We start from the raw sequence: 25,982 nt of genomic DNA, 5'->3' as shown, positions 1-25,982 counted from the left end.
CGAGGACGAACATGACGCGCATGCGCACCGTCGACGCCGCCGCCCTCATCCTGGAGAAGGAGGGCGCCACGCAGACCTTCGGGCTGCCCGGCGCCGCGATCAACCCGTTCTACAGCGCCATGAAGAAGCACGGCGGCATCCGCCACGTGCTCGCCCGCCACGTCGAGGCCGCCTCGCACATGGCCGAGGGCTACACGCGGACCGAAGCGGGCAACATCGGCGTCTGCGTCGGCACCTCGGGGCCGGCGGGCACCGACATGATCACCGGGCTGTACTCCGCTTCGGCCGACTCGATCCCGATCCTGGCCATCACCGGCCAGGCCCCGGTCGCCAAGCTGCACAAGGAGGACTTCCAGGCGGTCGACATCCAGTCGGTGGCCCAGCCCGTCACCAAGTGGGCGGTGACCGTGCTGGAACCGGCCCAGGTCCCGGGCGCGTTCCAGAAGGCGTTCCAGCTGATGCGGTCGGGCCGGCCGGGTCCGGTGCTCCTGGACCTGCCGCTGGACGTGCAGCTGGCGGAGATCGAGTTCGACATCGACACCTACGAGCCGCTGCCGGTCGCCACACCGGCTGCGACCCGCGCGCAGGTCGAGCACGCGCTGGAGATGCTCAACGCCGCGGAGCGGCCGCTGATCGTCGCCGGGGGCGGCGTCATCAACGCCGACGCCTCGGACCTGCTGGTGGAGTTCGCCGAAACGCTGGGCGTTCCGGTCGTGCCCACGCTGATGGGCTGGGGCGCGATCCCCGACGACCACCCGCTGGCGGCCGGCATGGTCGGCTTGCAGACCGCGCACCGCTACGGCAACGCGACGATGCTCGCGTCGGACTTCGTGCTCGGCATCGGCAACCGCTGGGCCAACCGGCACACCGGAGGTCTCGACACCTACCGCGAGGGCCGGACGTTCGTCCACGTCGACGTCGAACCCACCCAGATCGGCCGGGTCTTCGCGCCGGACTACGGCATCGTGTCCGACGCCCGGGCCGCGCTGGAGGTCTTCGTCGAGGTCGCGCGCGAGTGGCGGCAGCAGGGCAGGCTCGCCGATCGCGGCGGGTGGAGCCGGGAGTGCCAGGAGCGCAAGGCCGAGCTGCTGCGCAAGACCGACTTCGACGCGGCGCCGATCAAACCGCAACGGGTGTACCAGGAGATGAACCGCGCGTTCGGACCCGACACCCGCTACGTCTCCACGATCGGGCTCTCGCAGATCCAGGCCGCGCAGATGCTGCACGTCTACCGGCCGCGGCACTGGATCAACGCGGGCCAGGCCGGTCCGCTGGGCTGGACGGTGCCCGCCGCCCTCGGAGTGGCCACCGCCGACCCGGAGTCCACAGTGGTCGCGGTCTCCGGCGACTACGACTTCCAGTTCCTGGTGGAGGAGCTGGCGGTCGGCGCGCAGTTCAACATCCCGTTCGTGCACGTGCTGATCAACAACGCCTACCTCGGGCTGATCCGGCAGGCGCAGCGCGGCTTCGACATGGACTACTGCGTGCAGCTGTCCTTCGACAACATCAACGCGCCGGAGCTCGCCGGCTACGGCGTCGACCACGTCAAGGTCGTCGAAGGGCTGGGCTGCAAGGCGCTGCGGGTGTTCGAGTCCGAGGGCATCTTCGACGCGCTGGAGCAGGCCAAGAAGCTCGTCGCCGAGCACCGGGTCCCGGTGGTGGTGGAGGTCGTCGTCGAGCGGGTCACCAACGTGTCGATGGGCACCGAGATCGACGCGGTCAACGAGTTCGAGGAGCTGGCCGAGTCCGGCGCCGACGCTCCGACCGCGGTAGCGGGCCGGTCGTGAGACTGGTCAGGGTGGGCGAACCCGGCGCCGAGCGGCCGGGGGTGTTGGACGCTGCGGGCCTGGTCCGCGACGTGTCCGGGTTCGCCCACGACATCGACGGGGACCTGCTCGCCGATCCCGAACGCCTCGCGGCCATCGACGCCGGTCGCGAGGCGCTCCCGGAGCTGCCCGCGACGCGCTTCGGTCCGCCGATCGCGCCACCGGGCAAGGTCGTGGGCATCGGCCTGAACTACCGCTGCCACGCCGCGGCCGCGGGTGCCGAACCCCCGGCGGAACCGATCGTGTTCCTCAAGCCCAGCAGCGGGATCACCGGTCCGAACGACGAGATCGTGCTGCCGCCCGGCAGCGCGCACACCGACTGGGAGGTGGAGCTGGGCGTCGTGATCGGCACCCGGCTGCGCTCCTGCCCGGACCCGGCGGAAGCGCTGCGCTCGGTGGCCGGCTACGTCGCCGCCAACGACGTCACCGAGCGGGCGCACCTCACGAGCGGGCCGACGTGGGTGCGCGGCAAGTGCCACGACACCTTCAGCCCGCTGGGCCCGTGGCTGGTCACCGCCGACGAGATCCCCGACCCGCAGGCCCTGCGCCTGGACCTGCGGGTGAACGGGACCGATCGTCAGCGGGGCAGCACGGCCGACATGGTCTTCGGAGTCGCCGAGCTGCTCTCGCACCTCAGCGGCCTGATGACGCTGCACCCGGGGGACCTGGTCCTGACCGGAACCCCGGCCGGAGTCGCGGCTCTGCACCCGGAGCCGCGCCCGTACCTCCGTCCCAGCGACGTGGTCGACATCGAGGTCCAGCACCTCGGGCGCCAGCGCACCACGGTGCGGGGATAGGGGCCCGAGGCGGGAGGCGAGCGCACTGCCGGGCGCGATCCTCCCGCCTCGGGAGCACCCAGCGGCTCAGCCGGGTTCGGCCGCGTCCAGCGCCGCGCGAATCCGGTCCGGCTCGCCGCTGCCGGTCGTGGGCAGCCGCAGCAGCGGCAGCCGGCGGGTGCGGAAGATCTGGTCCTCGGTCTCGTCCCGCTCCCGTTGCGCGGGCTCGTTCTCGTGGAACGCGAAGCCGTCGACCTCGACGGCGAGGACCGGTTCGTTCGTCACGCGGTTGTAGAGGACGAAGTCGACCGACGCCCGGCGCTGGACGTACCTGCGCTGCCGGTCGGTGAGGTCAGCGGTGTCGGGGAACAGGTTCTTGAGCAGCACCTGCGTGACGACGGTCAGGTGCGAGTAGAGCTCCTCGGCCAGGACGTCGTGCAGCGCGGTCCACGCGATGTCCCCGGACCGGTGACCGGGCGGATCCGATCGGCCAAGGCCCTCAACCGGTGCGAGTAGCGGCTGTAGAGCAGGTCGAACACCGAGATCACGGAGCTGTCGACGACCTCGTCGTCGGGGTTCTGGTACCGGATGTGGCCGACGAGGTCCTTGATGTGGCGGCTCGTGGGCAGCCGGGAGATGATCTCGCGCCAGTAGTCCAGGATCCGCGCCGCGCCCGCGGATCGGGCGGCGTTGGTCACGACCTTCACCCGCTCGGCCGGGTAGTCGCGGTACCGGTCCGCTCCCCGCACCGAGTAGCGCACCCGGCACCACGCCGGGCTTCCGGAGGAGCGGAAGGTCAGGATCTCGCGGGCGCTGCTCCACACGACCCCGTCGACCTCGACCCGCGCGTCCGCGTCGAGCGCGGTGGCCGAGGGGTCGCGCAGGACCCGGACCTTGTCGGCGCCGTAGGGGTAGCTCTTGCCCCCTCTGAAGGTGACGGTGGTCCGGTCCTCGCCGGTCCGGTACGCGGTGACCTCGGCGGTCCTGTCCTCGAACCGCCCGTGCCGGTTGAGGATCAGGACCGCTTCGCGGCGCGGATCGATCACGCTTCCCCCAGGTCTGTCGCTGGCGAGAGGCGGTGCTAGGAAAGCGAGAGCGGCCCGGGAGGCGAATGGCCCAAGATCCCCCGACCGGGCCAAGTGGGGTGCTGACGGCGAGCGCGCCGAACGTCCCGGAGCCCGTGAGCGTTCCGCTTCGGCCGCGCCAGCTGGGTGAGTGACGGTGTTGGCGCGGACCGTGCTTTCAGGACCGATCTTCATCGCTCGTCCGGGTGATCAACGAAGCTCCAACGGGTGATCAAGTGGATGGTTTGCCGCGTGTTTTGATCCCCTTTTTCCGCATCGTCGCAGGTCAGGGGAAATGTCCAGGTCTCAGAGGGCGATTCGCTCGCGTGGCGGTGATCTCGGGGTGGGTCTAGCGTTCGCTCCGCAATTGATCTCAGACCTTTCGTGGAGACGTGACCCTTTTTCGCGCGTTGTCCACTGGAGAAAGTGGGGTAGCGGTGCGCACCTTCCGTGAAACGGCCTACTGGACAGCGGTTCTCGCCATGGGCGCTGGAATGCTGATCGGAGCGCCGGCGTCCGCCGACAGCACCGACAACGACGGCGTCAACATCGGCAACGACAACAACCTCAGCGTGCTGCCGGTTCAGCTCTGCGGCAACAACGTCGCGGTGCTGGGCGCGGTGGCGCCGATCGGCTCGCCGCAGGACGTCGAGTGCGTGAACGCGCCGATCGTCGACCACCCGCAGAAGCCGGACCACCCGGACCACCCGGACCACCCGGAGAAGCCGGAGAAGCCCGAGCACCCGGAGAAGCCGGACCACCCGGAGAAGCCCGACCACCCGGAGAAGCCCGACCACGAGAAGCCCCCGGCGCACCAGCCGCCGTCGGACTCCGACGAGGTCGAGGACGTCGCCGAAGAGCTGCCCACGGCCCCGGCGCCCGAGGTGACCGAAGGCCACGTGGCGGTCACCGGCTAGGGGCTCTCGAACCTCTCGACGGCGCCGGCCGGCCCGCGGACATCCGCGGACCGGCCGGCGTTCTCATGCTCGCCCGCGACTCGATCCGGCCCCCCGCGGAGTTTCGGTACGGTGGTGGCGGAAGTGATCGTCGGTGAGGAGCGGGGCATGGGTCTGTTCGGCGGGATGATGGGCAACGCCTCGGGGATCGACCCCCGGGCGGCGGCGAAGGAGTACGGGCGGCTGCTGGCGCAGGACGAGCAGATCCACGCCGCCTACCAGCTGATCCGGGACTCGCTGATCTTCACCGATCGGCGCCTGATCCTCGTCGACAAGCAGGGCGTGACCGGCCGGAAGACCGAGTACCACTCGATCCCGTACCGCAGCATCACCCACTTCTCCGTCGAGACCGCAGGCACTTTCGACCTCGACGCCGAGCTCAAGATCTGGATCTCCAGCACCGCCGAGCCGGTGTCGCAGCAGTTCGGCAAGGGCGTCGACGTCTACGAGGTGCAGGCCCTGCTCAGCACGTTCGTCGCCCGCTGAGCTCGGAATCCGTTCCTGGACTCGTCGTGCGTCGCGGTGCGGGTGGCGGAACCTGACACCTCTCCTCACCGGCATACTGCCCCGATGGATGTGCACACCAGGATCGTCGACGCCGCGATCCAGCGGATGGCGACCGCGGGCTACGAGGGCCTGTCGATCAGCTCGGTGGCCCGGCTCTCGGGCCTGTCCCGTCCGACGATCTACGCGCACTTCGGAACCCTGGACCAGCTCGCCGCCGAGGCGCTGGAAGCCGCTGCCGTCCAGGTGATCTCACGGGTGATAGAGCGGGCGCGCGAGGAGGCGTCGTCGGCCGCCGACTACGTCGTGGAGGTCATGGTCGCGGCGCGCTCGGAGTTCCGCAGCAGCCCCGCTCTGGCGCCGATCGCGTTCCCGCAGCGTGGCACGATCCTGTTCGACGGCGACGCGGTCGGCCCGGGCGCCCTGGAGCTGTCGCGCTCGTTCCTGCTGCCGCTGCTGGAGTTCCAGCCGGAGCTGGAGGACGAGCTGGAGGAGATCGCCGAGACCTGCCTGCGGTGGCTGGTGTCGCTCGTGCAGTTCGAGAGCGAGCGATCGCGCTCGGACTCGAAGCTGCGCGCCTACCTGCACCGGCATCTCGTCCCGGGATTGGGCGTCACCTCCTGACCTTTACATCGTTGACAACAGTTGTAAGGCTGCGTCAACGACAGAAAGGGCCGGTGTGCGCGCTCCAACCTCCCGCCGCCGCTTCATGGGCATGGCCGCTCTCGGTTCCGCCTCAGCTCTCGGGCTGACCACCATCTCGACACGACACTCCGCCCGGGCCGCCGAGCACTCCCCGGCGGTGGTCATCGGAACCGGGTACGGCGCCGCGGTCACCGCGCTGCGGCTCGGCGCTGCGGGCGTGCCCACCGTGATGCTGGAGATGGGCCGGTTGTGGAACACCCCGGCCGAGGACGGCAAGATCTTCTCCGACATGCTCGCCCCGGACCGGCGGGCGATGTGGTTCAAGAACCGCACCGAAGCCCCGCTGGCCTCGTTCCTGTGGCTGGACATCGCCAACCGCGACATCGAGCCCTACGCGGGCGTGCTCGACCGCGTCAACTACGGCGACATGTCGGTCTACGTCGGGCGCGGCGTCGGCGGCGGATCGCTGGTCAACGGCGCGATGGCGGTGACCCCGAAGCGCTGGTACTTCGAGGAGATCCTGCCCGAGGTCGACGCCGACGAGATGTACGGCAGGTACTTCCCGCTGGCCAACTCGATGCTCGGCACCAACCACATCGACCAGGACTGGTTCGAGACCTGCGACTCCTACCAGTTCGCACGCGTGTCCCGCGCCGCCGCCGAGAAGGCCGGGTACAAGACGACGTTCGTGCCCAGCGTCTACGACTTCGACTACATGCGGCGCGAGGAGGACGGCCTGGTGCCGCGCTCAGCGCTGGCGTCGGAGGTCATCTACGGCAACAACCACGGCAAGCGCTCGCTGGACCAGACCTACCTCGCCGCCGCCCTGGGCACCGGCAACGTCACCATCCAGACGCTGAGCGAGGTCCGCGACATCGCCCAGCAGCAGGACGGCAGCTACGCGCTGTCGGTGCGCCGGATCGACGAGCTGGGCAACGTGCTCGACGTCCGGCAGCTGACCACCGACTACCTGTTCCTCGGCGCAGGCAGCCTCGGGTCGACCGAACTGCTGGTGCGAGCCCGCGACACCGGCAAGCTGCCCAATCTCGGCGAAGCGGTCGGCGAGGGCTGGGGCACCAACGGCAACGTGATGCTCGGCCGCGCCAACCACATGCGCGACCTCGTCGGACCGCTCGAATCGGGCATGCCGGCGATGGGCATCGACGCGTGGGAGGACCCGGTGAACCCGGTGTTCGCCGAGATCGCGCCGGTCCCGGCCGGTGTGGAGACGTGGGCGAGCCTGTACCTGGCGATCACCCGCAACCCGGAGCGCGGCTCGTTCCGCTACGACCCCGGAGCCGACCGCGCCGTCCTGCAGTGGCGCGAGGAGCAAGGGCAGCCGTCGATCGACGCGGCCGAGCAGCTGTTCGACCGGATCAACTCGGTCAACGGCACCAGCTACCGCTACGACCTGTTCGGCGACACCAGGGCCTTCGAGAACCGGTTCACCTACCACCCGCTGGGCGGACTCGTCCTGGGTGAGGCCACCGACCTCTACGGCCGGGTCAAGGGCTACCGCAACCTCTACGTCACCGACGGCTCGCTCATCCCGGGCAGCACCGGCGTCAACCCGTTCGTCACCATCACGGCCCTCGCGGAGCGCAACATCGCCCGCGTGCTGGCCGAGGACGTCCGCACCCGCTGAAGCACCGGTGGGCTCGGCCGGAGCCGAGCCCGCCGGACCTCAGCGCACGACGTCGAAGACGTTCTTCTGGATCCCGTTGGAGTAGACCTCGTGCTCGACGAGCCGGAGTTTCTGGGCGTCCTTGTCGGAGCTGCTGAACAGGCGCTTGCCCGCGCCGAGCAGGAGCGGGAAGACCAGCAGGTGGTAGCGGTCGATGAGCCCGACGTCGGAGAGCGCGCGGTTGAGGGCCGCGCTGCCGTGCATGATGATCGGCCCGCCCTCGGTCTCCTTGAGCGCGGCGACCTCGTCCACCGAGCGCAGGATCGTCGTCGGTCCCCAGTCGCCGACCAGCGCGTCGTCGGTGAGCGAGGTGGACACCACGTACTTGGGCATGTCCTTGTACTCGGCGAAGTCCTCCATCGACGGCCAGACCGGGCTGAACGCCTCGTAGCTGACCCGGCCCAGCAGCATCGCGGTGGCCTCCTGCTGCTCCCGGCCCTTGATCTCGAACGCCTCCGGCAGGAACTCGACGTGCTTGAAGGTCCAACCCGAGTTGCGGTACCCGGGCTCGCCACCGGGCGCCTCCACGACGCCGTCGAGCGAGACGAAAGCCGAGCTGATGAGGGTGCGCATCTGAAGAACTCTCCTTGATCTCGAATGTCTGCCCGTGTGGACTCCCGGCCGGGCGAAAACTCATCGGTCGGGGCGCTCGTGCAGCTCAGCGGAGGGAGTTCCACTCCGCAGAACAATTCTGTCGGACCCTTGCCGGAAAAATGGAGGCGTTCGAGCATGTCCGACATGCGATTGCCAGGCGAGGCGCACGCGCTGGTGCGGCACACCCACCAGGAGCGGGTGCTGCGCGCGCTCCGCGAGCGGGGCGCGCTGAGCCGCGGTGAGATCGCCAGGGCGGTGGGCCTGTCACGCACCACCATCTCGGAGATCACCCGTGACCTGCTGCGACACGGCGCCGTCGTCGTGGTCGACACCGATGCGGCGTCGCGCGCGGGCAGCGGCCGGCCCGCCGAGCGGCTCGCGCTGGACCCCAACTCCGGGCAGTTCCTGGGCGTGGACTTCGGGCACCGGCGGGTGCGCGTGGCCATCGCCGACGCCGCCCACGAGGTGCTGGCCTCGGGGCGTCAGACCTACGACGACAGCACGGGGTGGCCGGAGCGCATCGAGACCGCCTTCGCGCTCATCGACCGCCTCGGCGCCGAGCGGGGCGTGCACTTCCGGGCCCTGCAGGGCATCGGCATCGGTGTCACCGGTCCGCATCCGCGCTCGTCGGCCCCGCACGCCCCGGAAGGCGCGTTCGGCCCGGGTTTCGCCGCCGCGCGCGACGACGTCGACGTCTCCTTCGCCGAGCGCTTCGGGGCGCCGGTGATGGTGGACAACAACACCCGCCTCGCGGCGCTGGCCGAAGCGCTCGCAGGTGACGCCAGCGCCGAGAACGTGCTCTACGTGCGGCTGTCCGACGGCGTCGGGGGAGCGTTGGTGATCGGTGGGCGGCTCGTGCCCGGCGCCACCGGTCTGGCGGGCGAACTCGGCCACGTCACCGTCGTGCCGGGTGGTGGCCGCTGCCGCTGCGGCAAGGACGGATGCCTGGAGACGGTCGCCTCGGTCCCGGCGATGCTGGCGGCCTGCCGGCAGCGCGGCGCCGACGTCGGTTCCCTCGACGAGCTGGCGAGCTCCACCGATCCCGTCGTCGAGGAGGTGCTGCGCGACGCGGCGCGTGCGCTGGGGCGGGCCGTGGGCGTGGTGGCGATGGTGTTCAACCCGGCCGAGGTCGTGATCGGCGGCGACATCGCCCGGCTGGCACCGGTGATCGTCGAGCAGACCAGCGACACCGTCGGCGCCGAGCTGTTCCCGTGGGTCGCCGCGAAACCGGCCTTCCGCTGCGCGCGGCTCGCCGACGACGACGGCGCCACCGGCGCGCTGGCCGCGCTCTTCCGCAGCTCACCCCTGCTCGCCGACTACCCGGAACCGGCGCCGATCCGCGCACTTCCGGCCTGAAGGAGTCCCCCACCATGGCAGTTCTCAGCGAGCGCGACGCCGCGCCGAAGGCCGATCCGGGGCCCGCGCCGCGCCGGCGCAGCGCACCGCTGGTGCTCAACGCCGCCTCGATCCTGCTCGGCATCGGGGTGTGGTGGGCGCTGGCGGCGCTGGGCATCAAGATCCCGGCACCACCCGAGGTCGCGGCCAGGGCGGTCGAGATGGCCGCTGACGGAACGCTGCTGGACGACACCGCGGCCAGCCTCGGGCGGGTGCTGGCCGGGTTCGCGCTGGGCACCGCGCTGGCGGTCGTGATGGGCTTCCTGATGGGCTGGTACCGGCCGGTGCGCGCGCTGGCCGAGCCGTGGGTGCAGTTCTTCCGCACCATCCCGCCGCTGGCCATCATCCCGCTGGCGATCGTGCTGATGGGCATCGGCGAGGTCCCGAAGATCTTCGTGATCTTCCTGGCCGCGTTCCTGGCCTGCGTCATCTCGACGCTGCAGGGAGTGGTCACGGTCGACCCGACGCTGATCAACGCCGCGCGCGTGCTGGGCGCCGGCGACGCGACGATCTTCGGCCGCGTCGTGGTGCCGGCGTCGGCGCCGTTCATCCTCGTCGGCATGCGCGTCGGCCTCGGCTCGGCGTGGGCGACGGTGGTCGCGGCCGAACTCATCGCCGCGCAAGAGGGTCTCGGCTTCCGGATGCAGAACGCCCAGCTGTACTACGACCTACCGACGATCTTCGTCAGCCTGATCACCATCGGCGTCCTGGGCCTGGCCATGGACCGGCTGCTGCTGCTCGCCGAACGCAAGCTGACCGGATGGCAGGAGCAGCGGTGAACCCCAAGATCGCCCTGGACGGCGTCACCAAGTCCTTCGACCTCGGCCGCCATCGGCTCGTCGCGCTCGACGACGTGTCCCTGGAGATCGCCGACAACGAGTTCGTCACCGTCGTCGGCCCCTCCGGGTGCGGCAAGAGCACCCTGCTCAACATCCTCGCCGGGCTGGAGGAACCGACCGCGGGACGCGCCCTCGTCGACGGCGTCCCGGTCTCCGGCCCCGGGCCGGACCGCGGGGTGATCTTCCAGCAGTACGCGCTGTTCCCGTGGCTGACCGTGCGCGGCAACGTCGAGTTCGGCCTCAAGATCGCGGGCGTGCCCCGGGACGAGCGGCGGGCGCGCGCGGAGCACTTCATCGACGTCGTCGGGCTGACCTACTTCGCCGACGTGCTGCCCAAGGCCCTTTCGGGCGGGATGCGCCAGCGCTGCGCCATCGCCCGCGCCTACGCCGTGAACCCCGCGATCCTGCTGATGGACGAGCCCTTCGGGGCACTCGACGCGCTGACCAGGGTCAAGCTCCAGGACCAGCTGCTCAGCGCGTGGGACCAGGAGCGGCGAACGGTCCTGTTCATCACCCACGACGTCGACGAGGCCGTCTACCTGGCCGACCGGGTGATCGTGATGGCTTCCCGGCCGGGCCGCATCTACGACGCCGTCGAGGTCGACCTGCCCCATCCGCGCACCGAGGAGGTCCGGCTGAGCGCGGAGTTCACCGCGCTGCGCAACCGGGTCTGGAACTCCGTCTACCACCAGGACAACGACCGCGCCCTCCCGGCGCGGGACTGAGAGGACGCCATGACCAGCAGGAAGAGATGGCTCGCCGGCGCGCTCGCCGGACTCGTCGTGGCGCTCACCGGGTGCGGTGGCGGTTCGGAGGCGTCCAACGAGGTCCGGTTCGGCTACATCGGCGACTACAACGGAGCCAGCCTCCTCGCGGTCGCCGAGGACCAGAAGCTCTGGGAGAAGCACGGTCTCGACGCCACGGCCAGCGTGTTCACCAACGGACCGCTGCAGATCCAGGCGCTGGGCAGCGGTGACCTCGACTTCGGCTACATCGGGCCGGGCGCGATGTGGTTGCCCGCCTCCGGTCAGGCCAAGGTCGTCGCGCTGAACACGCTCGGCAACGCCGACCGCGTGATCGCCCAGCCCGGCACCGGCAGCATGGCCGACCTGCGGGGCAAGACCGTCGGGGTGCCGCAGGGCACCTCCGGGGAGATGATCCTCGACCTCGCGCTGCGCCGGGCGGGCATGACCAAGGACGACGTCAAGGTCGTGCCGATGGACGCCTCGACGATCGTCTCCGCCTTCTCCGCCAAGCGCATCGACGCGGCCGGGTTCTGGTACCCGGCGATCGACACGATCCGCAAGCAGGTCCCGGGGCTGGTCGAGCTGGCCCGCAACTCCGACTTCCGCGGGGAGATGGAGTTCCCGACCGTCTTCGTCGCGGGCAACGACGTCGTCACCGGTCAGCAGGACAAGGCCCGGCGCGTGCTGGCGGTGCTGCGCGAGGCGATGCGGTACCGCTCGGCCAACGCCGAGCGCACCGTCGAGCTGACCGCCGAGCTGCTCAAGAAGGACCCGGCGCAGGTGCGCGCCGACGCCGCCAACGTGCAGGTGCTCGGCGCTGAGGAGCTGGACCGGCTGACGGCCGACGGCACTGTCCGGAACTGGCTGTCCACGATGGACTCCTACTTCGCCGGGACCGGCCAGCTCGAACGGAGCACCGGGCCCGAGAACTACTACACCGGCGACCTGTTCACCTCGGCGGGCCAACCGTGAACCAGCGCAACATCCTGTTCCTGATGACCGACCAGCACCGGGCCGACACCCTCGGCGCCTACGGCAACCCGAGGGCGGCGACGCCGAACCTCGACGAGCTGGCCGCCACCGGCACCCGCTTCGACCGCTGGTACACCCCGACCGCCATCTGCACGCCCGCGCGCGCCAGCCTGCTCACCGGGCAGGCGCCGTTCCGGCACAAGCTGCTGGCCAACTACGAGCGCAACGTCGGCTACATCGAAGACCTGCCCGAGGGGCAGTTCACGTTCTCGGAGGCGTTGCGGGGCCGCGGTTACAACTGCGGGCTCATCGGCAAGTGGCACGTCGGGACGCAGAAGTCCGCCGGTGACTTCGGTTTCGACGGGCCGGACCTCCCGGGCTGGCACAACCCGGTCGACCACCCCGACTACCTGACCTACCTCGCCGACAACGGCCTGCCGCCGTACGAGATCAGCGACCGCATCCGCGGCACCCTGCCCAACGGCGGTCCGGGCAACCTGCTGGCGGCGCGGCTGCACCAGCCGGTGGAGGCGACCTTCGAGCACTACCTGGCGACCCGCGCCATCGAGATGCTGGAGCGCTACGCCGCCGATGTGCGCGAGCACGACAAGCCGTTCTTCCTGGAGCTGAGCTTCTTCGGCCCGCACCTGCCCTACATCATCCCCGACGAGTACTTCGACATGTTCGACCCGCAGGAGGTGCCGCTGCCGCGTTCGGTCGCCGAGACCTTCCACGGCAAACCCCCGGTGCAGCAGAACTACAGCGCGCACTGGACCTTCGACACGATGCCGCTGGAGACCACCCGCAAGCTGATCGCCGTGTACTGGGGGTACGTGGCGCTCATCGATCACGAGATCGGCCGGGTGCTCGACGCGATGCGCCGCCTGGGCCTGGCAGAGGACACGGCGGTGTTCTTCACCTGCGACCACGGCGAGTTCACCGGTTCCCACCGGCTGCACGACAAGGGACCGGCGATGTACGAGGACATCTACCGGACGCCGGGCATCGTGCGCGTGCCCGGCGAGCCCGGGGGAGTGGCGCGGTCGGAGTTCGTCAGCCTGCTGGACTGCACCGCCACCATCCTCGAACTGGCCGGCATCGACCCGGAACCCGCCGTGGATTCCCGCAGCCTGCTCCCGCTGGTGTCCGATGAGGACGGTGTGGAGTGGCCCGAGGAGATCGTCTGCGAGTTCCACGGGCACCACTTCCCGTACCCGCAGCGGATGCTGCGCACCGACCGGTACAAGCTCGTGGTCAACCCGGACTCGGTCAACGAGCTCTACGACCTCGAAGCCGACCCGGACGAGCTCATCAACCGCTACCCGCACCCGGAGATGGCGGAGGTCCGAGCCGGTCTGATGCGCCGGCTCTACGACCTGCTCCGGGAGCGGGGCGACAACTTCTACCACTGGATGACCTCGATGTACGAGGTCGGGGAAGTCGGCTACGACCCCACCCTCAGCGGCCTCGACGAGGACAGCTACCAGCGCTGATCACGCCGTCACCACGCGAGCGCCGTCCCCCTGCCGCCGCCGGTAGGCGGTGGGGGAGACGGCGAACTCGCGCTTGAACGCCTTGCTGAAGGCGAACTCCGACTGGTAGCCGACCTGGCGGGCGATCGCCGACAGCGGCTGGTCGTCGCGGGCGAGCATTCGGCCGGCCTGGGTCATGCGCCACCACGTCAGGTAGGTCAGCGGCGGCGAGCCGACGAGGTCGGTGAAGCGCTGGGCGAAGGTGGCGCGGGAGAGCCCGGCCTCGGCGGCTAGTCCCGCCACCGTCCACGGCGCGGCGGGGGAGTTCTGGATGAGGCCCAGCGCGGTGGAGATCGCGGGGTCCCGCAGCGCTGCGGCCCACCCGCCGCGGCCCTGCTCGGCCTGCCTGCGGTACCAGGTGCGGACGATGTAGAGCAGCAGGAGGTCGAGCAGCGCGGGAACGGCAGCGCTGGAACCCGGTGCGCGCTCGTCCATCTCGGACCCGAGAAGGGCCACGATGGACTGAACCCGGGGCTCCCCGCCGATCTGCGCGGGCAGGTGGATGACCTCGGGGAGCGCGGCGATCAGCGGGTGCGGCCGGAGGTCGTCGAGGTAGTACGAGCCGCAGAGCATCGAGGTCATCTCCCCGTCGCCCTGCGGGATCAGCAGATCGTCGTCGCCGGTCTCGGGCATCGCGAACTGGGGGCTCGCCGGGTCGTCGACCAGCGCGTGGCTGCGGCCGTGCGAGACGAAGACGACGTCGCCCACGTTGAGCCGGATCGGCTCCCGCTCGTTCGGCGGCAGCAGCAGCGCGGAGCCCTGCAGGAGCACGTGGAAACCGGCGCCGCCGATGCGGGAGAACCGCATGCCCCACGGCGCCCGCAGGGAGCAGCGCGCCGCGGTCGGCGCTCCCGCCCGCATCGACGCGATGGCCTCGCCCACGATGTCCACAAGTCGAGGCTAGCAGACGATCGGACATGAGGAACGGCTTCTGAGATATGGATCGTCTGAGTCGGGCTCCCTAGCGTGGATCGCATGACAGCAGTGGACGACTTCATCAACGAACCGGGGATCGACGCGTTCGCACCGGACGCGCTGGTCCACGACAACGGTCGCGAGTTCCGGGGCGCGGCCGCCATCGGGCGCTGGCTCGACGAGGAGCTGCACGCCGTGAACGCGACCATGCGGGTCAGCGAACGCGAGGTGGTGCACGGCATCGAGGTCGTGACCGCGGCCGTCGACGGCACCTTCGACAAGACCGGCCTGCCCGACCCGCTCGTGCTCACCTACTACTTCAGGTCGTCGGGCCCGAAGATCGGCGCCCTGCTGATCGTCCGGAACGAGCAGCGCCATGACGCGTGACCTCGAAGGCCGGCGCGCCCTGGTCACCGGCGGGACCAAGGGCATCGGCGCGGCGATCGTGCGACGGCTCGTCGAGGCGGGCGCCGCGGTGGCCACCACGGCCCGCTCGGCGGCTCCGACGGTCGCCCCGGTGTTCATCGCCGCCGACATCAGCACGCCCGACGGTGCCGCTCACGTGGCCTCGGAGGCGCTGGCGGAACTGGGTGGTGTGGACATCGTCGTGCACAACGCGGGCGGGCACTCCAGCGGGACCAAGCCGGGCGCGGACTACGACGAGGAGGACTGGCGCGAAGCGCTGGAGGTGAACCTGCTGGCACCGGCGCGGATCAACCGAGCTCTCGTGCCGTCGATGGTGGGCCGAGGTTCCGGCGCGATCGTGCACGTCACCTCGATCGCCCACCGGATCCCCTCCGCGGCCCCGCTGCCCTACGCCAGCGCCAAGTCCGCGCTGGCCACCTACAGCAAGGGGCTGGCCAACGACCTGGGACCGCACGGCATCCGCGTCAACTCGGTCCTGCCGGGCTTCGTCGAGACCGAAGGAGCCCGCCACCTCCTGGAGCAGATCGACACCGACCTGAACGCGGCGCGCGCGGAGCTGATGCGCGGGCTCGGCGGCATCCCGCTGGGCCGTCCCGGTCGCCCGGAGGAGGTCGCCGAGCTCGTCGCGTTCCTCGTCTCCGACAGGACGTCCTGGATCACCGGAACCGAGCACCGCGTCGACGGAGGCAACATCCCCACCCCGTGACCGCGGTTCGCCGCTCAGGCGATCGGCGCGCGGGTTCCGGCAGCTGGGTGAGCTGCCGGAACCCGTTGGTGCGCGCGTGGGTTCAGTGCTGGTGCTCTGATGGTCCCTTGCTGCGGACGAGGGCTCGGACGTTGTCGAGGCGGCCGCAGTCGGCGTCGATGAGTTCGCGGCGCTTGGCCGTGAACGCCTCGCCGAGCTCGGCGCGGTGGTCCGCATCGACCTGCGCCCGCGCGTCGTTGAGGACGGTGCGCTCCTCCTCGTCGAGGTGGTGGGTCAACGACTCGCTGAGCTCCTCCAGCCGGGAGTCCCACTCCTCGGATCCCGGTTCGCCGCACTCCATGAGCGCCAGCAGCGCTTCGTGGCCCTCCGCGTGCTCCTCGGCCCCGTGGTCGACGTCCTCGGCGTCCTCGGCGGAGAGCTTGCGCACCACCGGGTACACCTCGGATTCCTCGGCCTCGGCGTGCGCGACCAGGAGTGCGGCGATCTCGCCGAGCGCGGACCTGCGGTCTCCCGCGGAGCTGCGCAGGGTGCGCAGCAGGTCTTCGAAGCGGCGGTGATCGGCCAGGATGAGTTCGACGACGTCCTCGGACACGGTGGTCCCCTTCGGCCTGTGGTGGGGTTCGGGCTCCTGCGGATCATCGAGGATCACCGTGTGCCTGGCAAGGAAGTGCGCTCAGAGCTTCGTCGGAGTCGGTGCGTCGCTGAGGTCCCGCTTGTAGGTCTCGGCCAGCATGTAGGTCGACACGAACGAGATCAGGCACAGCACGACGACGTACCCGGCGATGGACAGCGAACTCCCCGTCGCCGCGAACAGCGCGGTGCAGATCATCGGGGCGATGCCGCCGCCGAGGATCGCCGCGATCTGGTAGGCCAGCGAGGCGCCGCTGTAGCGGAGCCGGGTGCTGAACAGCTCCGAGAAGAACGCCGACTGCGGCCCGTAGACGGCGGTGCGGCAGGCCTGCACGACGAGCCCGGCCAGCAGGAACAGCCCGATCGAACCGCTGTCGACCAGCATGATCCAGGGCACCGCGAACAGGGCGAGCGCCAGCATCCCGCCCAGCGACATGCCACGCCGGCCCAGGCGGTCCGAGAGCAGGCCGAACGCCATCATCAGCGGGATGTCGACGGCCGCCAGCAACGCGTTCGCGCTCAGGATCGTGGTGCGCTCGTAGTCGAGGGTCTTGGTGGTGTAGGAGACGATCCAGGTGGTGCCGACGTAGAACGTCGCGTTGGTGGCGAGGAAGGACCCGGCGGCGAGCAGGATCGTCTTCGGGTGCTCGCGCAGCACCTCGATCACCGGCATCCGCTGGGCGCGCTCCTTCTCGTCGCGCTGCACGGCCTGCTGGAACACCGGGCTCTCGCTGATCTTGAGGCGGATCGCGAAGCCGACGACGATCAGCGCCGCGCTGCACAGGAACGGAACTCGCCAGCCCCACGCGAGGAAGGTCTCCTCGGACATGTTCGCCGACAGCGCCGTGAACGTCAGGTTGCCCAGCAGCAGGCCCGCCGGCACGCCCACCTGCGGCCAGCTCCCGTAGAAACCGCGCTTGCCCTTGGGCGCGTGCTCGACGGCCATGAGCGCGGCTCCGCCCCACTCGCCGCCGACGCCGATGCCCTGGGCGAAGCGCAGCAGCGTCAGCAGGATCGGGGCCCACACGCCGATCGTGGCGTAGGCCGGCAGCAGCCCCATCAGAAGCGTCGCGACGCCCATCAGCATCAGCGAGCCGATGAGCATGGGTTTGCGCCCGAGCTTGTCGCCGTAGTGCGCGAACAGCACGCCGCCGATGGGGCGGGCGAGGAAGCCGACCGCGAAGGTCGCGAAGGCGGCGACGGTGCCCACGACGGGGTCGAACTTCGGGAAGAACAGCTGGTTGAACACCAGCGCTGCGGCGGTGCCGTAGATGAAGAAGTCGTACCACTCGATGGTGGTGCCGATGAGGCTGGCGAGCGCTACTCGTCGCGCGCTCGTCGCGGTGGCGGCCATTCGGTCGACCTCCGGGGGAGTTGAGGCGGCTGTGACCCAGATAACTAACGGTGTAAGTTTTAGGGACGGTAGCGATCCGGGCGAATCATCACAAGAGGTACTTCTCGACCGCATCCGGATGAGAAAGTTTCGGAAAACTGACCGATCCTTACGCCGCTCGGCCGTCTCCTTCGGCTGGGTCAACTCGAAGTGGTTGCGCTTCAACGTGAAAACGTCGTGAAAGTGAGGCGTTGGACGTTTCCAGGTCCGAAACCATTTCGAAAACAAGTGTTTGACCGTGCCTCGACGCCACCGCATACTCGGTCGGTCGGATCTCCCGTCAGCGCGGTCGAGAGGATGCGGTGGGCATGCCAGCGAGAACGAGGGCGCGCGGAGGCGTCGCCGGTGCGGTCCTGGTGGCGGCGGTTCTGGTGGCCCCTGCGACGGCCTCCGCTCAGCCCACGTGCTCGGGCTACGTCGGGCTCACCTTCGACGACGGGCCCGGCGACACCACCGCGGAACTGCTGGACGTTCTGCGGCAGAACGGCCTGCGCGCAACGATGTTCAACCGCGGTGACAGCGCCGATGCCCACCCCGCGCTGGTGGCGGAGCAGGTCGACGCGGGGATGTGGGTCGGCAACCACAGCTACGGCCACCAGCACATGACGCGGCTGACCCGGTCCGAAATGGACGATGAGATCTCACGCGCGCAGACGGCCATCGCCGGCGTGGGTGGCGGGACCCCGAACCTGTTCCGCCCGCCCTACGGCGAGACCGACGAGACCCTGCACGAGGTCGCCGCGTCCCACGGCCTCACCGAGATCATCTGGGACGTCGACTCCCTGGACTGGAACAACGCCACGGTCGACCAGATCGTGGAGGCCAACGCCCGCCTCACCGACGGCCAGGTCATCCTCATGCACGACTGGGCGCCCAACACCCTCGAAGCGATCCCCAGGATCGCGGAGGTCCTGGAGGGCAAGGGGCTCTGCCCGGGAGCGATCTCCCCGCGCACCGGTCAAGCGGTCGCCCCCGACGAACTTCCGTGACGGCGGTTCCGGTCCCGACCGTCCACGATCATCGCCCGCTCTGCCCGTTCAACTCGGACCAGAACTGACCGCGGGTGAGGAACGGGTGGGCGTGGGTCAGGACCTCGGCGGTGCTGCGCCAGGCCTGGACGTGGTCGGCGTCCGGGATGGAGGCGAACGGCGTGCTGGTCCGGGTCGCGAAGGCGCGCATGGGTTCGTGCCAGGGATCGGCAGTGCCCGCGTACATCAGCAGCGGGACGGGGCTGCGCTCCAGCGACTCGTGCACGCCAGGTTCGTGGCGGAAGGCCTCGTAGTTCGCCCGCAGCGCCTCGGGGCCGACGGCGTCGATGACGGCCGCGTACGCGGGGTTGGTGCGCGCGCCCTGCTGCATCAGCGGCCAGGGATCGGTGTCGGCGGGAAGCCCAAGGTCGTCGAGCATGGCCTCGACCGCCGAGCGGAAGCCGTTGATCGGGTCGAAGGCGCCGGCGATCAGGCGGGTGAGCCGCTCCGGCGCGTGCACCGCGACGGCGTAGCCGGTCAAGGCGCCGAGCGAGTAGCCCCAGAACGCGGCCGCGCCCAGGCCGAGGTCGTCGAGGACGGTTGTGACGGACTCCGCGCGGCGGGCCAGCGAGTAGTCGGCGGGCGTCACCGGGGCGGAGCTCGCGCCGAGCCCGAGCGGATCGACCGTGATCACCGTGTGGGTGGTCGCGAGAACCGAGGTGTAACCGGCCTTGGTCCACTGCTCGCCGGTCTGGAACATGCCCGGGTGCAGCACCAGCGGTGGCCCGTCACCGACGACCTCGTAGGCGATCTTCATTCCGCTGCGCTGCGCGATCGGCACCTGCTCCTCCTCGATCCGGGTCCGGCGAGCATGGCACGACTCGGCCCCGGGGTGGAGGCTTCCGAGGAAACTCCCACTCCCGGGGCCGGGTTCGGGATCGCCTAGCGCATGGCCGGGATGTCCGGCAGCGCGAAGACGATGAGGGCGCTGCCGTGGCCGGCTCCGAGCATTCCCGGGAGGAAGCCCTCGATCCAGCCGCCCCAGCCGACCGGTACGGCGACGTACTGCTTGTCGTCGACCGAGTAGGTCATGGGGCTGCCGTGGTGGCCGCTACCGCACTGGAACTCCCACAGCTTCTCGCCGTTGCGGGCGTCCAGGGCGACGAACTCGCCCGAGGGCGTGCCGGCGAAGACGAGGTCTCCGGCCGTGGTCAGCACCGAGGAGCACATCGGCAGGTTGTTGCGCCAGCGCCACTTCTCCTCGCCCTTGGAGTCGAAAGCGCTGATGCATCCGCGCATGTCGTCGGCGTCGACCTGGACTCCCGCGCCCCAGTAGGGGATTCCTTCGCGGAACTCGCGGCGACGTCGCGTGGCGGTGGCGCCGACGTCCTGCACCGGGACGTAGAACAGCTCGGTGCGCGGGCTGTAGGCGGCGTGCGTCCACTCCTTCGCACCGGCCGGGCCGGGGTAGAAGTGGACCGGTTCGCCTTCGGCGTCCGGGTACTTCCTGGGCGTCACCTTGCCGTCGCGGGTGATGGTGCCCCAGTCGATCCGGTCCACGTAGGGCGTGACCGAGATCAGCTCGCCGTTGGTGCGGTCGAGCACGAAGAAGTAGCCGTTCTTGTCGAAGTGGCCGAGCATCTTGCGCCCGTCCTGGTCGAACAGGATGTTCTCCATGGTGCTGTCGTAGTCCCACACGTCGTGCGGGGTGCACTGGTAGTGCCAGCGGATCTCGCCCGCGTCGACGTCGACCGCGATGACGCTGTCGGTGTAGAGGTTGTCGCCCTCGCGGACCGCGCCGTCGAAGTCGGGTGCCGGGTTGCCCGTCCCCGCGTACAGCAGGTTGGTCTCCGGGTCGAACGTGGCGGTGACCCACGGGTTGGCGCCGCCGCGCGCCCACGCCTCGCCGTCGGCCGGCCAGGTGTCCGAACCCGGCTCGCCCGGCTTCGGGATCGTGTAGCAGCGCCAGCGGTGCTCGCCGGACTCCAGGTCGAAGGCGTCCAGGTGGCCGCGCACGCCGAACTCGCCGCCCGAGCTGCCGACGATGACCATGCCCTTGACGATCAGCGGAGCGAGCGTCGCGCTCTCCCCGGCCCGCACGTCGCCGGTGGTCTTGTCCCAGAGCTTCTCGCCCGTGACGGCGTCGAGCGCGAGGAGGTGGGCGTTGGGCGTCACGGTGAAGACCTTGCCCTTGGCCACCGCGACACCGCGGTTGACGTTGCCGCAGCACAGCGACACGTCGTAGGGCACGGCGTGCTTGTAGCGCCACAGCTGCTCACCGGTCTTGGCGTTGAGGGCCCACACCCAGCCGTCCCAGCCGGAGACGTACATGACGCCGTCGACGACCAGCGGCGTCGCTTCGAACGCGTAGGTCGACGCACCGGCGATCATGCCGGCGGTGCCCGCCTGGAAGATCCAGGTGGGGCCGATGCTCTTGACGTTCTCGGTGTTGATCTCGTCGAGCAGGCTGTAGCGCTGCCCGTCGTACGCGCCGTAGTAGGTGAGCCAGTTGTGCGCTTCGGAACGCGCGTCGAGCAGCCGTTCGTATCCGACGCTCATCGCCACGTCCGGTGCGTTCCGGGGCGCGCTGGTCAGCATGCCCTGGTTGATCGCCTCACCGGCGTCCACGTATTCCACGGTCATGGTTCGGTCCTCCCTACGGGCGCGGCTGGTCGGGGCGGTCGAGGCGGGCTTCCGGCGGTACTTCGCCGAGCACGACGATGGCGCCGGTGAGGCCGCGGCCCTCGTCGTTGCCGGTGGGGGAGCTGAACCAGTAGTAGCCGGGGCCATCCAGGTTGAGCTTGGCCATGCCCTTGGAGTGGTTGACCAGCCAGATGAACTTGCTGTCGCCGTTGCTGGGCAGCAGCGCGCAGTGGGTGTTCAGGTCGTCGTTGATGAGCGTCAGCTCGAGGTCGCCGCCGTGCGGGAGGATCAGGATCGAAGGATCCCAAGCGATCTCGTCCGGTTCGATGCGAACCGTGGCCTCCATCGTGCCGTCGGCCCGTTCGGTGGCCTGTTCGATGTTCCCGGTGCCGAGCACCCGGCCGATCGTCGCCCCGTTCTGGACGTCCAGACCGACCGCGTTGAGCATGTCGGTGCGTTCCTTCGCTGTCGTCATCGGACCTCACCTCCTCGTGAATCCGTCTCCCGAACGCACCCGAAGATGATGTGCTGCGAACCGAATTCGTGAAAGCGGTTCGAGAAAGTCAGGTGTGCGAGGGAGAACAGCAGTGGGTCAAACCAATTTCCCTGTACCGAATCGGACATTACGCCGGGTGCGGGGTGGCCAAAACCGGAGACCGCCGGACCGGGCGCCCGTACCGCTCGCAAGGCCGGAACTACCGCTCAGACACCGAACCTGCCGAGGTTCATGACCTTGTCCCAGGCACGGGTGAAGTTGTGCACGAACGTCGCTTCGTCACTGGCGTAGACCTCGGCGATCGCGCGCAGCTCGGAATTCGACCCGAAGGTGAGGTCCACTCGGCTCGCAGTCCACCGAACGCGACCGGTCGCCCGGTCTTTTCCCTCGAAAGTGCCTGATTCAGGAGCCCATTCGGTGCTCATGTCGAGGAGGTTGGTGAAGAAGTCGTTGCTGAGCCTCCCGGGCCGGGTGGTGAGGACGCCGAGCGGTGACCGGTGGTGGTTGGCGTTGAGCGCGCGGAGTCCGCCGATGAGCGCGGTCATCTCGGGCGCGCTGAGCGTGAGCTGGTTGGCGCGGTCGACGAGGAGGTGCTCGGCGGGCAGCGGAGCGTGCGGGCCGGTGTGGTTGCGGAATCCGTCGGCGGTGGGCTCGAGCGCGGCGAAGGAGTCGACGTCGGTCCACTCCTGGGTGGCGTCGGTGCGCCCTGGCGTGAAGGGCACGCGGACGCCGTCGGATGCGTGTTCGATGGCCGCGCAGCCGGCGAGGACGATGAGATCGGCCAGCGAAACCCGTTTCCCCCCGGTCTGTTCGGTGTTGAACCGCTCCTGGACACCCTCCAGGGCGGCGATCACGGGCCCGGTGGTGTCGGGATCGTTGACCTGCCAGTCGCGTTGCGGCGCCAGCCGGATGCGAGCCCCGTTCGCGCCACCCCGCTTGTCGCTGTCGCGGTAGGTCGCCGCTGACGCCCAGGCGGTGAACACCAGCTGCGGCACGGGAATGCCGTGGTCGAGGATTCGGGTCTTGAGCCGGGCGATGTCGTCGGCGTCGACGGGGTCGTGGTCGGCTTCGGGCACGGGGTCCTGCCAGATCAACCACTCCGCCGGGACCAGTGGTCCGAGGTAGCGCTGCCGGGGTCCCATGTCGATGTGGGTGAGCTTGAACCAGGCGTGCGCGAAGGCGTCGGCCAGCTCGTCAGGCCTGGCGAGGAAGCGGCGGGCGATCTTCTCGTAGGCGGGGTCCTCCTGCAGCGCCAGGTCGGTGGTCAGCATCGTGGGCGTGCGGGTCGCCGACGGGTCGTGGGGGTCGGGAACGGCTCCGCGCCCTCGGCCCTCGCGGGGCACCCACTGCCAGAGCCCGGCCGGGCTGAGCACGACCTCCCACTCGTAGGAGAACAGCGTCTCCAGGAACGAGTTGTCCCACCGGGTGGGCGTCGGGGTCCAGATCCCCTCCAGGCCGCTGGAGATGGCATCGGCACCCGTGCCGGTGCCGTGGCCGCTCCTCCAACCCAGCCCCTGCTCCTCCAGCCCCGCGCCTTCCGGCTCAGGACCCAGGTGACGGGCGGGATCGGCGGCTCCGTGGGACTTGCCGAAGGTGTGCCCGCCGACGATGAGCGCGACGGTCTCCTCGTCGTTCATCGCCATCCGCCCGAACGTCGTGCGGATGGCCTTGCCCGCGGCGATGGGGTCGGGCAGCGTCGAGGGTCCCTGCGGGTCGACGTAGATCAGGCCCATCTCGTCGGCCGCGAGGGGTTGCTGGAGGTCGCGGACGCCGGTGTGGCGCTCGTCGGCGAGCCAGGTGCGCTCCGGGCCCCAGTAGACGTCGGCTTCGGATTCCCACACGTCCTCGCGGCCTCCGGCGAAGCCCAGCGTGGTGAAGCCCATGGATTCCAACGCGCGGTTGCCCGCGAAGACCATGAGATCGGCCCAGGAGATGTTGCGGCCGTACTTCTGCTTGACCGGCCACAGCAGGCGCCGGGCCTTGTCGAGGTTGCGGTTGTCGGGCCAGCTGTTGGTCGGCGCGAAGCGCTGCATCCCCGTGCTCGCCCCGCCTCGGCCGTCGCTGATGCGGTAGGTGCCGGCGCTGTGCCACGCCATGCGCAGCACCAGCGGCCCGTAGTGGCCGAAGTCGGCCGGCCACCAGTCCTGCGAGGTCGTCAGGACCTCGTCGATGTCGCGGGCCACGGCGTCGAGGTCGAGCTTCGCGAACTCGGCCGGGTAGTCGAAGTCCGGACCCAACGGGTTGGCCGCGGGGTGGTGCTTGGCCAGGATCCGCAGGTCGAGCCGGTGCGGCCACCAGTCGCGGTTGTCCCCGCCCGCCGCCGGGTGGTTCCGGGCGCTCTCGACGCGCCGCCGCACGCTCTGGTCGTAGTTGCGCGTGACCGCCACGGCATCGGGGTTCTCCGGCATCGCGCACCTCCCTCCGGCGCCTTCAGATGTCCAGCGCCCGCCGCACGGCAGGGGCGTTGCGCCGGGAGACCGGCACCATCGCGTCCGCGCCGGTGTCCATCACCAGCAGCAGTTCGCCCTTGCACCGGCGTTCGACCTCGCGGACGCGTCCCACGTTGACCACGTACCGGCGGTGCACTCGCAGGAATCCGGCGTCGCCCTGCTCGGCTTCGAGCTTGTCGAGGCTGCCGGAGGCGGCGCGCAACCGTCCCTGGTCGGTGGACAGCCAGACGTCGTTGCCCTCCGACTCGGCGAAGGCGACCTCCGAAAGCCGCAGCAGCACCATCCGGTTCTCCCGCATCGCCACGATCCGGTCCGGCCTGCCGCGGTGGTTCGCACCGCCTTCGACGCGCGGCAGCTGCTCGCCCTCGGCGACGCCGAAGGAGAACAGGGTGCCGACCAGGTGCCCGGACAGGAACACCGGCCGGATGCTCACCGAGCTGGGTTCGTCGCTGAGGTGGGTGTGGACCTGCGTCGTGCCGATCCAGTCGGGGTCGCGGGACGCCTGCTTGACGGCGTAGCGGGCGGCCTTGATCACCTCGGGCAGCCTCGGGTTCCACCGCACCGCCGGATCGGTCGCGGGCGTCGAGCTCGGCACGCCGAGCAGCACGCCTGCGGTGTCGTCGGCGATCACGACGCGTCCCGCCGGGTCCAGCGCGGCCAGCGCCACGACTGAGCGGGAACGGGCGTGCTGGAAGGCCGCGATCAGCTCAGCGCTGCCGTCCTTGGCGCGCTGCACGAGCGTGCGCTGGGTGCGGGTGGCGGCGTTGCTCAGCCAGGCGCCCGCCGAGGTCGGTGGTTCGCTGCGCCAGCAGGAGATGTTGAGCACCGCGATCGGCTCGCGCGTCACCACGTCCCGCACCGCCACGCCCGCGCAGGTCCAGTCGTGGAACGCCTGGCACCAGTGCTCGGCGCCGCGGACCACGACCGGCGCGTGCGACTCCAGCGCTGTTCCCATGCCGTTGGTGCCCGTTGCCTGCTCCGACCAGCAGAACCAGGTCGACAGGTTGGCTTCGGCGGCGATCTCGCGGGTGGCCGGATCGCCCCACTCGGCCAGTATCCGGCCCGTGGCGTCGGCGACGGTCACCACGCCGCCGCTGTTGCTCACCTCGTGCGCCACCGACGCCGCGCGGAACCCCAGTTCGGCGAACACGACGTCGTGTTCGAGCGTGTGGTCGACCTCCGCCACGGCGATCGGGGCCTTGGTGAGGCCGGGATCGACGCGGTACTGGTCGCGGCAGCGGTGCCAGGAGATCGCCACTTCCGGCCGCACGCCGCGGAGGTCGTCCTCCCCGCGCACGAAGCGTTCCCACGCCCCGTACACGGTGGTGTTGCCGGGGACGCGGGACATCGGGTCCAGCCGGTGCACCTCTGCCATACAAGACCGCCTTTGGTCTCCCACCGAGCCGACCGGGGAATCGGCGGATTCCACGCTGCTCCAGGGACTACCACCAGCTTATTCCCGAATCCCACACCAGCACGACGAGAAACCCCACCCGACCCCGAACCAGGCACCCCACCGCAGCACCCCGAACCCGACCCGGACCCCGCAACACCCCCGCGCCCCACCGGAGCACTGCCGGTACCCGAGCCCGGCACCCCGACCCTGAACCCGGCGCACCTCTCCCGACGAACCCCGGACCGGCAGCACCAGGACCCCGATTCCCACTGAAATCCGGTCCCCGGCTTCAGTGGAAAGGGAGTGTCCTGATCTTTGTGTGTGGGGCGGTGATCCGACAGGCTGGAAGCGTCCGCTTTCGGCTGGAAGGGGATCATCGTGACCGACGGCGACACGACAGCATCGCAGGATGACGACGAGGACCGG

Annotated in this window: 25 protein-coding genes; 14 read left to right on the top strand and 11 right to left on the bottom strand. The window is 70.1% G+C overall.

Annotation, left to right across the window (positions count from 1 at the left end; translation table 11 throughout):
• The first annotated feature begins 11 nt into the window (after positions 1 to 11).
• Together gcl and KBO27_RS27805 are read left to right on the top strand one after the other, a co-directional pair.
• A complete protein-coding gene (gene gcl, locus KBO27_RS27810) occupies positions 12 to 1,787 on the top strand; it encodes a glyoxylate carboligase (protein WP_210972822.1) in 1,776 nt (591 codons plus the stop codon).
• A complete protein-coding gene (locus KBO27_RS27805; RefSeq protein WP_210972821.1) occupies positions 1,784 to 2,623 on the top strand; it encodes a fumarylacetoacetate hydrolase family protein in 840 nt (279 codons plus the stop codon). Before gcl ends, KBO27_RS27805 begins: the two co-directional genes overlap by 4 nt.
• A gap of 66 nt (positions 2,624 to 2,689) precedes the next feature.
• On the opposite strand, the gene KBO27_RS34005 is transcribed toward KBO27_RS27805, so the two are convergent.
• Together KBO27_RS34005 and KBO27_RS34000 are read right to left on the bottom strand one after the other, a co-directional pair.
• Positions 2,690 to 2,989: a DUF2726 domain-containing protein gene (locus tag KBO27_RS34005; protein ID WP_307870657.1), complete on the bottom strand. Its 300-nt coding sequence runs from the start codon at positions 2,987 to 2,989 to the stop codon at positions 2,690 to 2,692.
• Between the two features lie 14 nt (positions 2,990 to 3,003).
• The gene (locus tag KBO27_RS34000) at positions 3,004 to 3,648 is read right to left on the bottom strand and encodes a hypothetical protein (protein ID WP_246538229.1); all 645 of its coding nucleotides are present in this window, start codon (positions 3,646 to 3,648) and stop codon (positions 3,004 to 3,006) included.
• Positions 3,649 to 4,103: 455 nt separating this feature from the next.
• Here KBO27_RS34000 and KBO27_RS34720 point away from each other — a divergent pair, with 455 nt between their 5' ends.
• The 4 genes from KBO27_RS34720 (at position 4,104) to KBO27_RS27780 (ending at position 7,416) form a co-directional block, all read left to right on the top strand.
• Positions 4,104 to 4,583 (top strand): hypothetical protein, encoded by a 480-nt coding sequence (locus KBO27_RS34720; RefSeq protein WP_307870656.1) that lies wholly within the window; start codon positions 4,104 to 4,106, stop codon positions 4,581 to 4,583.
• A 147-nt stretch (positions 4,584 to 4,730) separates the two neighbouring features.
• Positions 4,731 to 5,108 carry a PH domain-containing protein gene (locus tag KBO27_RS27790; RefSeq protein WP_210972972.1) on the top strand — a complete coding sequence of 126 codons (378 nt, stop codon included), beginning with the start codon at positions 4,731 to 4,733 and terminating at the stop codon, positions 5,106 to 5,108.
• An 84-nt stretch (positions 5,109 to 5,192) separates the two neighbouring features.
• On the top strand, positions 5,193 to 5,750 hold the full coding sequence (locus tag KBO27_RS27785; protein WP_210972819.1) for a TetR/AcrR family transcriptional regulator: 558 nt from the start codon (positions 5,193 to 5,195) through the stop codon (positions 5,748 to 5,750).
• Between the two features lie 85 nt (positions 5,751 to 5,835).
• Entirely contained in the window at positions 5,836 to 7,416 is a 1,581-nt protein-coding gene (locus KBO27_RS27780) for a GMC oxidoreductase (protein ID WP_503454128.1), read from the top strand.
• Between the two features lie 39 nt (positions 7,417 to 7,455).
• Here KBO27_RS27780 and KBO27_RS27775 read toward each other — a convergent pair whose 3' ends face one another.
• Positions 7,456 to 8,028, bottom strand: a complete 573-nt coding sequence (locus KBO27_RS27775) for a dihydrofolate reductase family protein (RefSeq protein WP_210972818.1) — start codon at positions 8,026 to 8,028, stop codon at positions 7,456 to 7,458.
• A gap of 156 nt (positions 8,029 to 8,184) precedes the next feature.
• Between KBO27_RS27775 and KBO27_RS27770 the strand changes: the two genes are divergently transcribed.
• The 5 genes from KBO27_RS27770 to KBO27_RS27750 are packed head-to-tail and all read left to right on the top strand — an operon-like array spanning position 8,185 to position 13,494.
• Positions 8,185 to 9,405: an ROK family transcriptional regulator gene (locus KBO27_RS27770; RefSeq protein WP_210972817.1), complete on the top strand. Its 1,221-nt coding sequence runs from the start codon at positions 8,185 to 8,187 to the stop codon at positions 9,403 to 9,405.
• Between the two features lie 14 nt (positions 9,406 to 9,419).
• Entirely contained in the window at positions 9,420 to 10,223 is an 804-nt protein-coding gene (locus KBO27_RS27765) for an ABC transporter permease (RefSeq protein WP_210972816.1), read from the top strand.
• Positions 10,220 to 11,008, top strand: coding sequence for an ABC transporter ATP-binding protein (locus tag KBO27_RS27760; RefSeq protein ID WP_307870655.1), 789 nt, complete (start codon positions 10,220 to 10,222; stop codon positions 11,006 to 11,008). Before KBO27_RS27765 ends, KBO27_RS27760 begins: the two co-directional genes overlap by 4 nt.
• A gap of 9 nt (positions 11,009 to 11,017) precedes the next feature.
• Positions 11,018 to 12,001 carry an aliphatic sulfonate ABC transporter substrate-binding protein gene (locus KBO27_RS27755; protein WP_210972814.1) on the top strand — a complete coding sequence of 328 codons (984 nt, stop codon included), beginning with the start codon at positions 11,018 to 11,020 and terminating at the stop codon, positions 11,999 to 12,001.
• Complete coding sequence (locus KBO27_RS27750) at positions 11,998 to 13,494, top strand: sulfatase family protein (protein ID WP_210972813.1); 1,497 nt, start codon at positions 11,998 to 12,000, stop codon at positions 13,492 to 13,494. The genes KBO27_RS27755 and KBO27_RS27750 overlap by 4 nt, the downstream gene beginning before the upstream one ends.
• Here the strand turns inward: KBO27_RS27750 and KBO27_RS34715 are convergent, their stop codons facing one another.
• Complete coding sequence (locus KBO27_RS34715; protein ID WP_210972812.1) at positions 13,495 to 14,424, bottom strand: AraC family transcriptional regulator; 930 nt, start codon at positions 14,422 to 14,424, stop codon at positions 13,495 to 13,497. It lies immediately after the preceding gene.
• A gap of 84 nt (positions 14,425 to 14,508) precedes the next feature.
• On the opposite strand from KBO27_RS34715, the gene KBO27_RS27740 reads away from it, so the two are divergent.
• Together KBO27_RS27740 and KBO27_RS27735 are read left to right on the top strand one after the other, a co-directional pair.
• Positions 14,509 to 14,835 (top strand): hypothetical protein, encoded by a 327-nt coding sequence (locus KBO27_RS27740; RefSeq protein ID WP_210972811.1) that lies wholly within the window; start codon positions 14,509 to 14,511, stop codon positions 14,833 to 14,835.
• Positions 14,825 to 15,580 carry an SDR family oxidoreductase gene (locus KBO27_RS27735; RefSeq protein WP_210972810.1) on the top strand — a complete coding sequence of 252 codons (756 nt, stop codon included), beginning with the start codon at positions 14,825 to 14,827 and terminating at the stop codon, positions 15,578 to 15,580. Before KBO27_RS27740 ends, KBO27_RS27735 begins: the two co-directional genes overlap by 11 nt.
• Positions 15,581 to 15,662: 82 nt before the next feature.
• On the opposite strand, the gene KBO27_RS27730 is transcribed toward KBO27_RS27735, so the two are convergent.
• Both KBO27_RS27730 and KBO27_RS27725 read right to left on the bottom strand, forming a co-directional pair.
• Entirely contained in the window at positions 15,663 to 16,172 is a 510-nt protein-coding gene (locus KBO27_RS27730; protein ID WP_210972809.1) for a hemerythrin domain-containing protein, read from the bottom strand.
• A gap of 81 nt (positions 16,173 to 16,253) precedes the next feature.
• Complete coding sequence (locus KBO27_RS27725) at positions 16,254 to 17,564, bottom strand: MFS transporter (protein WP_210972808.1); 1,311 nt, start codon at positions 17,562 to 17,564, stop codon at positions 16,254 to 16,256.
• Positions 17,565 to 17,911: 347 nt separating this feature from the next.
• On the opposite strand from KBO27_RS27725, the gene KBO27_RS27720 reads away from it, so the two are divergent.
• On the top strand, positions 17,912 to 18,592 hold the full coding sequence (locus KBO27_RS27720) for a polysaccharide deacetylase family protein (RefSeq protein WP_210972807.1): 681 nt from the start codon (positions 17,912 to 17,914) through the stop codon (positions 18,590 to 18,592).
• 28 nt (positions 18,593 to 18,620) lie between these two features.
• On the opposite strand, the gene KBO27_RS27715 is transcribed toward KBO27_RS27720, so the two are convergent.
• The 5 genes from KBO27_RS27715 to KBO27_RS27695 form a co-directional block, all read right to left on the bottom strand.
• Positions 18,621 to 19,412: an alpha/beta fold hydrolase gene (locus KBO27_RS27715; protein WP_210972806.1), complete on the bottom strand. Its 792-nt coding sequence runs from the start codon at positions 19,410 to 19,412 to the stop codon at positions 18,621 to 18,623.
• Positions 19,413 to 19,513: 101 nt separating this feature from the next.
• Positions 19,514 to 21,214, bottom strand: a complete 1,701-nt coding sequence (locus tag KBO27_RS27710) for a PQQ-dependent dehydrogenase, methanol/ethanol family (protein WP_210972805.1) — start codon at positions 21,212 to 21,214, stop codon at positions 19,514 to 19,516.
• A 13-nt stretch (positions 21,215 to 21,227) separates the two neighbouring features.
• Positions 21,228 to 21,689, bottom strand: a complete 462-nt coding sequence (locus KBO27_RS27705) for an MSMEG_3727 family PQQ-associated protein (RefSeq protein ID WP_210972804.1) — start codon at positions 21,687 to 21,689, stop codon at positions 21,228 to 21,230.
• Positions 21,690 to 21,916: 227 nt separating this feature from the next.
• Positions 21,917 to 24,118 carry a catalase/peroxidase HPI gene (gene katG / locus KBO27_RS27700; protein ID WP_210972803.1) on the bottom strand — a complete coding sequence of 734 codons (2,202 nt, stop codon included), beginning with the start codon at positions 24,116 to 24,118 and terminating at the stop codon, positions 21,917 to 21,919.
• 22 nt (positions 24,119 to 24,140) lie between these two features.
• Positions 24,141 to 25,535, bottom strand: coding sequence for a DNA-binding protein (locus tag KBO27_RS27695; protein ID WP_210972802.1), 1,395 nt, complete (start codon positions 25,533 to 25,535; stop codon positions 24,141 to 24,143).
• Positions 25,536 to 25,982: the final 447 nt, after the last annotated feature.

This window comes from Saccharopolyspora endophytica (assembly GCF_018070075.1).
GTDB classification, from domain to species: Bacteria; Actinomycetota; Actinomycetes; order Mycobacteriales; family Pseudonocardiaceae; genus Saccharopolyspora; species Saccharopolyspora endophytica.
Note: the sequence above shows the minus strand (reverse complement) of the source record. Positions and strands in the feature narration are given on the sequence as shown.